Consider the following 13,090-nt stretch of genomic DNA (forward strand, 5'->3'; position numbering starts at 1 on the left):
ATCGCACTGGCAGCCACCGTCATCTTCTGGCTCTGATCAGTGAGTCCTGACCCTAGGCCTCATAACAATACCACGATCATCAATGCGGGCGCCATCGACGGCAATGTTTCGTTCGTCGCCAACGGCATCTACGTAAACGCTGGGGGAACGGTCAGTGGCAATGTCGGTCCGGAGGACTTACAGGCTTTCTCATCTGAATTCTTCATCAATCGAGGCAGCGATGGCCTTGGCGTCGCCGGCGTGGTTGATCCCGGCAACGGCATCGACAGCTTCATTCAGTCGTTCAACACGTCAACCAACTTCGCGATCCCGTCTACCCTACCCACCCATTTTGAAATTAGCGGCGTAGAAGCGCTGGGTGCCGGTACGACTATCACGTTGACGAACGAAACGGGCGCGACGGCGGCCAACGGCCTGACCATCTGGGGCGACGGCGCGATCGTCAACAAGGCTGTCATCAACGACTACTCATTTGAGGGTTCCGGCCTTCCGCCCGCTGCCCTGCCCTATGTTCGCGCCCGTGCGGTATTTTATGGCGGCGAGGCTGGGCTGAGCGGCGATCTCGTTCTGACCTTGCCCTATGCCAACGGAGGGTCGTTCTCATATGGCTTCGTCACCGGCAGCGCGCTTCAATCCTTCGCCAATGAGGGAACGATCAACGGCGATTTGACGCTGAACACTGCCGCATTCACCAATAGCGGCACGATCAATCTTCGCTCAGACGCACTTGGCACGGTCATTCAGGGTGCCGCTGGCAAGACGTTCAGCTTCGTCAACAGTGGTGCCATCGTCATGATCGATAACGGCGGACGTTTGTTCGATATTCTCGCCCCCGCCGTCACGCTCGTCACCGCCGTCGACGCGACGACCGCAGCCCCGGTCAGCATCCTCAACGATACGAACGGCATCATTGCAGGTGGCCTCGCCTTTGCGGGCAGGCCCAGTGATTTCCGGTTCGAAAATAAGGGTGCGATTTCGATCGGCGCGAATCCCAACGGGATCGATCGCGCGGTCGATCTGTCGTGGGACGGCTTCGATATCGGCCTGCCGGAGGATGACAGTTTCGCCGCTGCCAGCGTGACCCTGCTCAACAGCGGGACGCTGGGCGGCGGCATCGAGGCCGGTGGCGCGACCCGCAGCCTCAGCTTCACCAACAGCGGCACGATCACGATCGATCCCAACGACCCCTATGCGAATGCGGTGGATCTGGAAGCAAACGATTTCGCTGCCGTCGATGGCGGCGACGATATCGTGGATGGGGAGAGCTTCGCCTTCGTCAATACTGGGACGATTCAAGGTGGCACCTCGCTCTTCGCCGAATCGACCGCGGTTACAATTACGAACAGCGGCCAGATGTCGCGCGCAGTGACACCCAATTCCAGCATATATCCGTCGCGCGTTGCGGGCCTCGATATCGAACAGGAAACCAATCTCGGCGCGACACTCGATTTCAACAATAGCGGCACGATCGAAACCGCCGATCATGGCGGACCCGCAGTGCTGGTTTCGGTCGAGGCCGGCGATATTGGCAGCGGGGTGGCCGGCGCCGATACCGCAGACGCAACCGTCAATATCGTCAACAGCGGCACCCTTCGTACCACCGGCGGTACTTTTTTCACGCCGGGGCAATTTTACGGCCTGGCTCAAAACCGGCTGGTGGTACAACCCTCGGTGGCGCTGGGCGTTGCAATCGACGCGGAAGGCACGGGAAGCCTGTCGATCGTCAACGCCGCCAATGGCCGGATCGTTTCAGAGCGCTCCAATATATTCTTTGGCCAACCCAGTGGCGCGATCACCCTGGCCAATCAGGCGGCGGGCAGTGGCATCGTGGCGACGGCAGACACTATCAGCATCGTCAATGACGGCCTGATCCGCACGACGCCGGGCGGCGGCGCGTTCCTGAACGCGGTCAATAATCCGAACGCCATTCTCGCCTTCTCCTATGCCAACGGCCAGATTGTCGACGACGCCCGGATGGAGGGCGTGATCGGCGGCGGCATCGATACGTTCGATTCGGCTGACACCATCACGAACGGCGCCACTGGCGTCATCGAAGGCGGCATCGCCTTGCGTCAGGGTGGCGACTCGTTCACCAATCTCGGGCAGATCACCGGCAATATCTTCACCGGCTCCGGTAATGACCGCATCATCAACACGGGGGCGCTGACCGGCAATGTCGCGATGGGCGCGGGCAATGACGTGTTCGTCACTCTGCTCAAAGATTATGCGACCCATTTCAACGGCACCGTCGATGGCGGCGAGGGGCTGGGCGATACGTTTATCTTTGGCGTCGGTCAGGGCGGGTCCTTGCAGGACATGGCACTGGCGCAGAAAACCGGCTTCGAGTTTGTCGCGCTGGCTGGCGATGGCACCGTCACCAGCAGCGGGGACGCGCCACTGGCCCCGATCCAGCTTGCGACCGGCGCAATCACGCTGGCGGAAGGCAGCACCGTCAACGCGGTGAATAACGGCTTCGCCTTCCGGGGCGATGCGCCGCTGGAGCAGGATTTCACCAATCGCGGCACGATCAACGGCTCGGTCGCGCTCGGCGTCGGCAATGACCGCTTCGCCAATTATGGCACGTTGAACGGCAATCTCGACCTGGGCGACGGCGACGACAGCGTCGTGCAGGGCATCAACGCCACGCTGACCGGCATGGCCGATGGCGGCGCGGGCAATGACAGTTTCGTGATCGACATCACCGGCGGCGGCACGCTTAATCAAGCGCTTTACAGCCAGCTCCTCAATTTCGAATCGCTGGCGTTAACGGGTTCCGGCTCGATCGTATCGGACGCCCCCTTGCCGGTGCAGACCATCCAGCTCGGCGACGACGCGCCCGTTACATTCGGCCAAGATGCGATCATTCAGACGCAGGGGGATATTGCCGTCACCGGGTCGGACAGCGGCGACGACCTCACCAATCAGGGCACGATCATCGGTAATGTCGCGCTGGGCGAAGGGGATGACGCCTTTACCAATAATGGCACCACCTCGGGCAATGTCGACACCGGCAGCGGCGACGACAACCTGACCAACAGCGGCACGATCGACGGCGACGTTTATCTCGACGACGATGCCCCCGGCGAACCGCCGGTGGAACAGACGGAAGAAGCCCCTCCCCAGAGTCAGGCGCGTTTCGCCAGCATCATGGCGCTGGGCGCCGAACCCGTTCCGACCGATGGCAATGACGTTTTTGCCAGCAGCGGCACCGTATCGGGCAGCGTCTTTGCAGGCGGCGGCAATGACCGCTTCACCCTGTCCGGTTCGGTCGGCGGCAATGTCGATATGGGCAGCGGCGACGATGAGCTGATCCTCAATGACAGCTGGGCGATCGGTGGTACAGCAACCGGGGGCGCCGGAGTGGATGTGGTGCACGCCAGCTTCACCGGCACCGGAGCTGAGCCGCAGGAGCTCAACCTGTCCGGCTTTTCCGCATTCGAACAGTTACAGGTCGTCTCGGGCACCGGCGCAATCAGCGGCGCCGCAAGCTTTGACGCCATTGCGGTCGATGGCGGTCGCCTGATCGGGCGAGCGGGATCGACGATTAACGGCAATGTCAGCATCGCGGCTGCAGGCACATTTGGCAGCGCGGGTACGGTCAACGGCTCCGTCAATGTCAGTGGTACCCTGTCCCCCGGCGCATCACCGGGGATCATGACGGTGAACGGCAATGTCACGCTCAACGCCGGGTCGAACAGCCTGTTCGAATTTACTCCGACCGTCAGCGACGCGCTGGTCATCAACGGATCGCTCACGATCGCCAACGGCGCTTCACTCACAATGACCGGAAATCGGCCCCTGACGCCCGGCGTCTATAATCTCGTCACCACAACCGGGGGCGTGAACGGCACGTTCGGCGCGAATGTGATGCGCGATGCTACCGTGCTGGGCGTATTGAATTACACTCCCAATACAATCCAGCTTCTCAGCACGTTCCAGCTGCGCGCTGGTGCAAGCACTCAGGTGACACTGACCAACGCCTATCTCAATAACCTGCTGGTCGGCGGGGCGCCGACCGGCGTCCTGGCCGCCTTCCCCATCCTGGTCGGCTCGGACGGCTATGCCAGCACCGCCGCACTCTCGACCCTCAGCCCCGAACCCTATGCCTCGGCAGTGCAAATGGGCATCGAAAATGGCCTCGCCATCACCAACGCGCTACGATCGGTCCGCATGGCCGGGCTGAGCGACGAAGGCGGGCTGTTCGTCTTCGGGCAGGCGTACGGCAATCGCCGCAACTTCGATGCGGACGCGCGCGGCGTCGCCAAGGCCGATATCGACAGCAGCGGCTATCTGGGCGGGGTGGGCTATGGCAACAGCACGCTCGGCGGCGCACTGTTTGTGGGCCGCAGCGACTCCCGCCAGCGCCTTCGCGGCATCGGTGCCCGCAACGACGCGGATGGGCTGTTCTTCGGCGGAAGGCTCCATTATGCGGCGGGCGGCCTTTCCGCTGGCGCAACATTACTGTTCGATCGCGCCAATGCCGATACGCTCCGCAATCCGGCGACAGGCGGTTCCGCGCGCAGCCGCTACAGCCTGCGCGGCACCAGCATCGACGGCTTTGTCGGCTATGGCTTCGCGGTGGGCGACAATTGGCAGATCGGACCGCAGGTTGGCGTGACCCATATTTCGGTAAAGCGCGGCGCAGCGGCGGAGTCCGGCGCGGGCGCCCTCGCCCTGAACGTCGCGAAGCAGAAATATGACGCGACCTTCCTGACCGGCGATCTCAAGCTTTCCGCACCGGGCGCCGGCGCTATCCGTCCCTGGATCGCGGGCGGCGTTCGCCATCGCGCCAGCGGCGATGCGATCACCGCGACCGGCGCTTTCGTCGGCACCACGACCGGCTACACGGTCGCCGGCGCGGAACGCGATCGCACGGTTGCGCATGCGGCCGGGGGCATCGACTTCGCGGTCGGCTCGCGCGTTTCCCTGTTCCTGCAAGGCGACGCCGAATTCAGCGGCCACAGCGCGTCGCGCCACATCAACGCAGGCGTCACTATCCGCTTCTGATCGTTAAAAAAGGGGGCATGGCCGGATCATCCGGCCATGCCCCCTTTTTGCTGCCTGCAATATATCGCCCGCACGCGATCGCATGTATGACGCAATCGGCCAATCAGCGCGCATCGCGCCGGCATTTCAACGGTCGGAAAAAGTCCTTGGTGGAGCCTAGGGGGATCGAACCCCTGACCTCGTCATTGCGAACGACGCGCTCTCCCAGCTGAGCTAAGGCCCCAAAGGAGCGCTGCCTATATGCGAGCCTTTGCGGCCTTGCAACGGTCTTTTAAACCAGGCGCGCAAATAGATTAGCCTGCCGAAAAACGCGCAAGACGGTTGTTCTCCCGGTCGGCAAGCTGGTGCAAAGCCAGGACATTACTCTTGCGTAATGCGCGGAACACCCGCCCCTTTCCGACATTGATATCATGGTGACGCTGCAAAGGCGTCGGATGCAGACAAGGAGACGGATGATGGGTTACCAGGGCGGACGCCGCTATGGTGGCGATGATCGCTATGCAGGCGATCGTTATTCGAGCGATTGGGATCGCGGGTCGGATCGCCATCGCGGTGGCGCGCGAGGCTATCGTGAGGAAGCGGGCTATCGTTATGGCACACGCGGGCAATTTGGCGGACCGGACCAGCGCCGTGGGCCAGACGACTATGATCCCGAAGACCGCGGCTTTTTCGACCGTGCGGGCGATGAGATTCGTAGCTGGTTCGGCGATGAAGAAGCCGAGCGCCGGCGTGGATATGATGATTATTACAACCGCCCCTATGGCGATCCGCGCGACCAGAGCAGCCGCATTGGCTATGCGTCCGCGTCGGGCAGCAGCTACCTCCCCAATCGCGGCTATGCGCCCTATACGGGTGAACGCAGCGGCTTTGGCAGCGAGGATCATGGCAATCGCGTACGCGCCTATGGCCCTCAGCAGGACTACGGTCCGCGCAACTATGGCGGGCATGACAGCAATTATCACAACTGGCGCCGCCAGCGGATCGACGAACTCGACCGCGACTATGCCGAATATCAGAACGAACATCGCGAACGCTTCCACAATGAATTCAGCAACTGGCGTGCGCGCCGTGGCGAACAGCGGCAAGCCATCCAGCAGGTGCGCGACCATATGGAAGTGGTCGGCAGCGACGGCGTCCATGTCGGCAAGGTCGATAAGCAGCGTGGCGATCGCATCGTCCTGACCAAGAGCGACAGCGACGCGGGCGGTGTCCATCATTCGATCCCGTCCTCCTGGATCAAGTCGGTGGACGCCCAAAAGGTAACGCTCGAAAAAACGGCCGACGAAGCACAGCACGCTTGGCGCGCGGAGCGTGAGAATCAGGCCCTGTTCAACGATCAGGACGATCGTGAGCGACGGGAACAGGAATGGAGGTCTGGCGATACTGCGGGTCGCGGCGTGACCGGCTAATGCGAATGAAGTCGGGTTTGTCCCGGCGGGAAAATGAGGGTTCGGCTCAGGCCGGACCCTTTTCTTATGCCGCCGCTTCAAAACCCTGCGGAAGAACGCTTGCGACCATCCGTCCGCTAATGCGACATCATGACGTTTCGCCTGCTATGAGGCTCTGCATGCCCACAATTCTGCTGCTCGTCATATCCAACCTCTTCATAACCACCGCCTGGTACTGGCATTTGAAGGGCGGGATGGGGAAACCCCTGATGACGGTCATCCTCATCAGTTGGGCGATCGCCTTCGTCGAATATTGCTTCGCCGTGCCCGCCAACCGGATCGGTTTCGCGCATGGCTGGAGCGCCGGTCAGCTCAAAATCGCGCAGGAAGCGATCGCGCTCATCGTCTTTGGCGGCTTCATGGTGACGGTTCTGGGCGAACCGCTGCACTGGCGGCACGCTGCCGCCTTCCTCTGCATCATGGCGGCGGTGGGCTTTCTCTTCATCGGTAGAAACTGACCAGCGCGGCGGCCTACCTCCGCCCACGGCATATCGCGCGCGGAGATGCCCCGAAAAAGGGGTGGGCCACGCCCACCCCCGCATCTTACAGACCGTCTAGGCCCTTGCTGACCAAGACATTTACCGCAACGCGGCGGTTCTGCGCTTTGCCTTCGGCAGTATCGTTGCTGGCCAGCGGGTCCGCCTTGGCCATGCCGGTGGGGGTCAGCATGCGATAGGGTTTCCAGTGGCACGCCTGCTGAAGAAAATTGACGACGCGACCGGCGCGCTTTTCGCTCAACACCTGATTATAGTCATCGCCTCCGGTAGAGTCCGTATAGCCGACGACCAGCAGTAGTGCATTGCTCATCCCCTCAGCAGAGGTCGCGGCGGCACAAAGGTCGTTTTTCGCCTGAGCGGACAATACCGCCTTACCGGTGTCGAAATTCACGTTGGTCGTACTTTTGATATTATATTGGTCGATCTCGCCCATGCGGCCGCGCAAAGCCTCGGTGGCGGCGGTCTGTTCGTCGAAGCGCTGGTTCGTTCCGTTATGGATCATCGACGCGGTTTTCAGATCCTTGTTCTGAAGGCGGATCTGGCTCGCCACCAGGCCAGCGCCCGATTGCAAGGTCTTGACGGTAACCGGCACACCATTGATCAGCGACGTTGCGGCGAGCTTGCTGCGGCTCAGGCCGAAAAAGCCTTTGCTGGCGCTGATCTTGGTCGCATCGTCGATGGAAATGACGGATTTGGTGCCATCGGCGGCCGTAACCTGCATCCTGTCGCCGCTGCGCGCGGAAATGATGCCTTCGATCTCGGGACCTTGGGTCGCCTCGGCGGGAGCGGGAGCCGGGCTGCTGATCGTGGCGGAGACATCCGCTGCGGGCGGCTCCTGCGTCTGGGCCGACAAGCTGCCTGCCGATGCCCCGGCAAGCAGGGCCGGAAGCAAAAGAATTTTGGGGCTTTTGGAAATGATATTCATCGCGCTACTCCTCTAAAAGGCGATCAGTCGGGCCTGCGTGACCGCAGCTTCTCGTCCGACTGCCGCTCGCGTGATGGCGTATTCAGCTGTCAGAACCCCTCCATATCTTCGTAAAATGTCAGGCATGGCGCCGAAGATCAGCGCCATGGATGTTCTGCCTGTTCCGGCTAACCTTTCTGGCGCGTGAACGCCCCCGGTTGTTTCGGCAATTGTACGGGCTATTCGAGCGCATCGTACGACGAACCGATGCTGATTGGACTCGTTACGGTTTTGTGCCGGTCACCTGAGCGACCGGAGTCCCAACAGAATACTTACGAGATGATCACGCATCGCGGGCGAGACGCTTGAGCGTGTCCAGGCCCAGCTACTGATATGTACTTGGGTTGGCGATATCAGGGTTCTGCTCGGCCTCGATAACAATCCAGCGGGTATAATAGGCTTCGGCGAGCGCCCGTATAAAAATGCCCAGCTCAATCCGGTCAGCACAGGAGCGGCATTTCGCCAAGGTGAACGCTAGCTACCAGAGCGCTTGGGTCGATCAGGCATTCCGCGACATCAAGGGGCGTGCGCTCCTCAACGCTAAGGTCAGATGCAGAATCAGCGTGACGGAGTCCCGCGTCGTTGGTGCAGCTTCGAAGAATGGTTCTGCAAGAAGCTAGTGGCGATCGTCGGCCGTTACGATCCCGCATCAATCGCTATTGACAATCACTTGCATAAATAGCGCGATCAGTTAAGGGGGCTCAACATCAATGAAGGTATAGTCAAATGTCCGCTCTGATCGCGCTTCTCGCCGCCGCCACATCTGCTCAGCCGGCTGATGCCGCTGCGGATCGGGCCGATGGGTCGCAGATCATCGTCACCGGCCAGCGCACCGAGGGACAGGATGATTATGCGGTCAGGAAGCAGACGACCACGACCCGCTTTCCCATTTCCCAGCGCGAAACGCCCCAGTCGATCAGCGTCGTGTCGCGCGCGCAGATCGAGGATTTCCGGCTGAACGACGTCAACGCGCTGCTCGCCACCGTGCCTGGCATCAATGTGCAAGCGGCGGAGACGGACCGGGTCTATTATTCGGCGCGCGGCTTTGACATTCAGACGTTCCAGATCGACGGCATCGGCCTGCCGTTCGCGTTCGAAGTGCAGACCGGCTCCATCGACACGGCCATATATGACCATATCGAGGTGCTGAAGGGCGCGCCGGGCCTGCTGTCGTCGACCGGCAACCCGTCCGCTGTCGTCAATTTCATTCGCCAGCGCCCGACGCGGGAATTTCAGGCGTCGGCCAATGCGCAATATGGCTCGTTCGACGCACTGCGACTTGACGGCGACGTTTCGGTGCCGCTGACGCGGGGCGGCCATGTGCGGGCGCGCGCCGTGGGCGTCTATGACGACAGCGACAGCTATCTCGACCGCTATCATCTGCGGCGCTGGACCGCCTATGGCATCGTCGAAGCCGATCTGGGACCGGACACCGTAATCAGCGCCGGCTATGGTCATCAGGATCATCAGAGCCGGGGCGCCATGTGGGGCGCGCTGCCCACCTATTTCACGGACGGCTCGCGGATCGCCCTGCCGCGATCGGCGAACACCGGACCCGACTGGGCGGGCTGGCATGTAACCGACCGCCAGATCTTCGGCGATCTCACCCATCATTTCAACGAGGACTGGACCGCGCGCCTCACGGTCAATCGCCGTGCCGTCAGCGAGGATGACGAGCTATTCTATGTCTACGGGAATCCCAGCCGCGCGTTTGCGGACGGGGTCGATCCGGCGCTCAACGATTCCGGCGGCAACGTCCGCGCCTATCCGGGCGCGTTCAGGGCCGAAACCCGCAGCCTGACGATCGACGCCTATGTCGCCGGCAAGATTGCGCTGTTCGGCCGGCAGCATGATGTGATGGTAGGCGTGAACCGCAGCGCGCAAAATTATGTCCAGACGTCGGGCTATGATTACAGCACGATCGGCGCGGTGCCGCTCACGCTGACCCAGATTTTCGACGGCAGCTTCGCGCGCCCCAATTTCCCGACCAGTTTCAACACGAATTTCGAGGAGAGCGGTAACACCACGACCAAGCGGGAAACGGCCTATGGTCTCGTGCGGCTGCAACTGGCCGATCCGCTCAAGGTCATGATCGGCGTCAATGTGACCCATGCGACCAGCAAGGGTTTCTCCTACGGCGCCTATATGAATTACGACAAGACGCGGGCCTTGCCCTTCGTCGGCGCGACGTTCGACCTAGCCTCCAATATCAGCGCCTATGCAAGCTATGCGACGATCTTCAACCCGCAGACGTCGACGACGAGCGACCGCGCGTTGATCCGGCCCGTCACCGGCGACAATATGGAAGGCGGCGTGAAGGGCGACTGGTTCGACGGCCGGCTGAACGCCAGCATTGCCGTGTTCCAGAGCCGCCAGCGCCATCTCGCCAATGCGGCGGGCTTCGATCCGTCCATCGGCCAGAGCATCTTTACCGAGGTCAACGCGAAGTCGCAGGGCATCGAAGCGGAATTTGGCGGTCAGCTCGCGCCGGGGCTTCAGGCGACGGGCGGCTATACGGTGATGCGCGTCGACCGGATCGAAACCGGCAGCCCCGTGCGCACCTTCGTGCCGCGCAACACGGCGCGTCTCAATATCACCTACGCGCCGCCGTCGCTTCCGGCGCTCAAGCTGGGCGCGTCGATGCAGTATCAGAGCAGGACTTATCTGGAACCCGCCGGCATCCTCTCGATCACGACCGGACAGCAGGTGCGGATCGAGCAAAAAGGCTATGCCCTGCTTGATCTGCTCGCGCGCTACAAGATCACCGACAATCTGGCGATCAGCGCCAATCTCAAGAATGTGACCAACGTCAAATATCTGACCGCGCTCAATTACGATCAGGGCTATTATGGCGCGCCACGCACGATTCTCGGCACGATCAGCCTGAAATATTGAGAGGGACGATGACGCCGCAAGCACAGCGATGGACCCGCATAGCGCTGGCCGGGCCGGGCGCGGTGATCGTGTCGCTCGTGGTCATGGCGGGCATGGCGCTGTGGCTGCCGGGCGGCGCGGCGGGGATCGACAATCTGGTGCTGCCGCTGGTGCTGGTGCCGCTGATGTGGGCGGGGCTGTTCTTCCATGCCTGCCTTGACCGGCGGCTGGGCCGCGTGGCGCTGGTCGCGCTGCTGCTGCTGGCCGGTCATGCCGCCCTGATCGCTCATACATTCCTCGATAGCCCGTCGCGGCAGGAGAAGGCTGGCCGATGATCCACCTGCCCAAGACGGAAACCAAGGCGATGGTCGCGGTCCATGGCTGGTCCGGCATCCTGCTGGGGCTGCTGCTGTACGCGGTCGTGCTGACCGGCACGGCTGCCGTGTTCGCCGAAGAGATCGGCATCTGGTCGGCGGGCCACGTCGCGCGGCAATCCGCCTTCGAGCGACCGATAGCGGATACCCTGCGCACGCTGGGTACGCGCGTGCCCAAGAAATATCATGAGGGCGTCGATCTGTTCGAGGTCGGCGATCATGACCTTGGCCTGTTCTTCCACCGGCATGAAATGCAGGATAGCGAACAGATCAGCCGTGGCATCTTCTACACGGTGGGGAAGGATGGCCGCGTCCTCCACGAACAGGCCGGCACCGGAGAAGAGGTGTTCGGTCCCCGCAACGACAATGCGCTGAGCGCCTTTCTGGTCGACACCCATGTTCGGCTGCACGTGCCCAATCCATGGGGGCTGCTTTTGACGGGCATTCTCGGCCTGTCGATGCTGGTCGCGGCCGTCTCCGGCATGTTGATCCACCGCCATCTGTTCAAGGACATTTTCACGCTGCGGCGCAAGGGAAACCCCGTCCTGATCCACCGCGACAGCCATAGCGTTGCGGGGACATGGAGCCTGCCTTTCGCCTTCATCCTGGCCTTCACCGGCAGCTTTTTCTCCTTTTTCGGCACGATCGGCGTCCCCATCGTCGCGATGGCGGCCTTTGGCGGCGATGTGCAGGCGTTGCAGGAGGCCGTGTTCGGCAACCCCGGCAAAGTGGATAGCCGGCCGGTCGCCGTCGGCAATTTCGACCAGATCGGCAGGGATGCCTTCGCGCGCGCAGGCGCACTCCCGACCTTCGTCAGCATCGAGAATTTCGGCCGCGCCGATGCCAAGGTCACGACCTTCCATCCGCCCAAAGACGGCGCGCTTTCCCCCGTCAGCCTCCTCTACGATGGCGCCACCGCCCGCTTCGAGGGGGTCAAGCCGCTGATCGGCACCAAGCCGTCCGTCGGCGGAACACTGGCCGGGATCATGTCGCCGCTGCACTTCGGCAATTTCTGGGGGCTGCTGTCCAAGGCGATCTGGTTCGGGCTGGGCTTTGCGATGTGCTATGTCACTTATACCGGCATTCGCCTGTGGCTCGTACGCCGCCAGGAGAGCGGCCGTCCGCTGGACTGGCTCGACCGGCTTGCGGTCATTGTGGGGCTGGGCCTGCCCCTCGCGCTCTTGGCCACTGCGGCGATCTTTCTGCTCGCCATGCCGCTGGGCAGCGCGGTGTACTGGACGCCGGCGGGCTTCCTGATCGTCTCGACCATCCTCATCGGCGCCGGCCTGCTGTGGCCATCTAGAGCGGCGATCGCGCAAATTTTGCAACATGCGACCGCCGTCATCATGATCGCGCTGCCGCCGCTTCGGCTGCTGATCGGCGGCCCCGGATGGTCGACCGCGATCGTGGCAGGGCAGCCGATCATCGTCGCTCTGGATATGGCGCTGCTGCTCGCGGGGGCTGCGATGCTATGGCAATGGCGGGCCGCCCGGCCGGAGCATCGGGGGACGGCGAAGCCCGCCCGACAGGCGCGCGCATGACCGTAGCGCTCCTGGCGTCCGGCATCGTCTCTGCCGTCCTCATCCTCCTCCTTTGCCTGCATGATCCCAAGCGAAGGCGTACGCTCAAGCTGCCGGGCGCAGTCTATGGAACGAGGACCCGCCGTGCGCTCGCTGCCGCCAGCTTCGCACCCGGAGGCTTCTACATATTGACCGGGAATGGCGCGGCTTTCCTGATCTGGCTTGGGGCCTATGCCGTTGTCGGCTGGCTCGTCGCGCAATTGCTCTGCAATGGGCGACCCAAGCGCCTCGGGGTAGACGAATAGTGCGATCGCTGCGGTCGTGCGCGGCTGTGAGGACCAGCACCAGCAGGCTCGTTCAAAGTCGGGATCGGAGCGCCAGAAGTCCTGTCACTTCGCTCATGCGC

At 62.4% G+C, this 13,090-nt stretch carries 8 protein-coding genes and 1 tRNA gene; 7 read left to right on the forward strand and 2 right to left on the reverse strand.

The features are described from left to right. The first annotated feature begins 39 nt into the window (after positions 1-39). Positions 40-5,007: a beta strand repeat-containing protein gene (locus ACODSN_RS06815; RefSeq protein WP_489054144.1), complete on the forward strand. Its 4,968-nt coding sequence runs from the start codon at positions 40-42 to the stop codon at positions 5,005-5,007. A 147-nt stretch (positions 5,008-5,154) separates the two neighbouring features. On the opposite strand, the gene ACODSN_RS06820 is transcribed toward ACODSN_RS06815, so the two are convergent. Then, positions 5,155-5,230: transfer RNA gene (locus ACODSN_RS06820), tRNA-Ala, on the reverse strand. Positions 5,231-5,462: 232 nt separating this feature from the next. Here ACODSN_RS06820 and ACODSN_RS06825 point away from each other — a divergent pair. Then, positions 5,463-6,416, forward strand: coding sequence for a DUF2171 domain-containing protein (locus tag ACODSN_RS06825; protein WP_489054373.1), 954 nt, complete (start codon positions 5,463-5,465; stop codon positions 6,414-6,416). A 158-nt stretch (positions 6,417-6,574) separates the two neighbouring features. After that, positions 6,575-6,913: a DMT family protein gene (locus ACODSN_RS06830; protein ID WP_489054145.1), complete on the forward strand. Its 339-nt coding sequence runs from the start codon at positions 6,575-6,577 to the stop codon at positions 6,911-6,913. An 85-nt stretch (positions 6,914-6,998) separates the two neighbouring features. Here the strand turns inward: ACODSN_RS06830 and ACODSN_RS06835 are convergent, their stop codons facing one another. Further along, positions 6,999-7,877, reverse strand: a complete 879-nt coding sequence (locus ACODSN_RS06835) for an OmpA family protein (protein ID WP_489054147.1) — start codon at positions 7,875-7,877, stop codon at positions 6,999-7,001. 765 nt (positions 7,878-8,642) lie between these two features. Between ACODSN_RS06835 and ACODSN_RS06840 the strand changes: the two genes are divergently transcribed. The 4 genes from ACODSN_RS06840 to ACODSN_RS06855 are packed head-to-tail and all read left to right on the forward strand — an operon-like array spanning position 8,643 to position 12,989. Then, entirely contained in the window at positions 8,643-10,811 is a 2,169-nt protein-coding gene (locus ACODSN_RS06840) for a TonB-dependent siderophore receptor (protein WP_489054148.1), read from the forward strand. A gap of 8 nt (positions 10,812-10,819) precedes the next feature. After that, positions 10,820-11,125: a hypothetical protein gene (locus tag ACODSN_RS06845; RefSeq protein WP_489054150.1), complete on the forward strand. Its 306-nt coding sequence runs from the start codon at positions 10,820-10,822 to the stop codon at positions 11,123-11,125. After that, positions 11,122-12,705 carry a PepSY-associated TM helix domain-containing protein gene (locus ACODSN_RS06850; RefSeq protein WP_489054152.1) on the forward strand — a complete coding sequence of 528 codons (1,584 nt, stop codon included), beginning with the start codon at positions 11,122-11,124 and terminating at the stop codon, positions 12,703-12,705. Before ACODSN_RS06845 ends, ACODSN_RS06850 begins: the two co-directional genes overlap by 4 nt. Continuing rightward, positions 12,702-12,989, forward strand: coding sequence for a hypothetical protein (locus ACODSN_RS06855; protein ID WP_489054153.1), 288 nt, complete (start codon positions 12,702-12,704; stop codon positions 12,987-12,989). The genes ACODSN_RS06850 and ACODSN_RS06855 overlap by 4 nt, the downstream gene beginning before the upstream one ends. Positions 12,990-13,090: the final 101 nt, after the last annotated feature.

It is taken from the genome of Sphingobium sp. FG11, assembly GCF_057809915.1.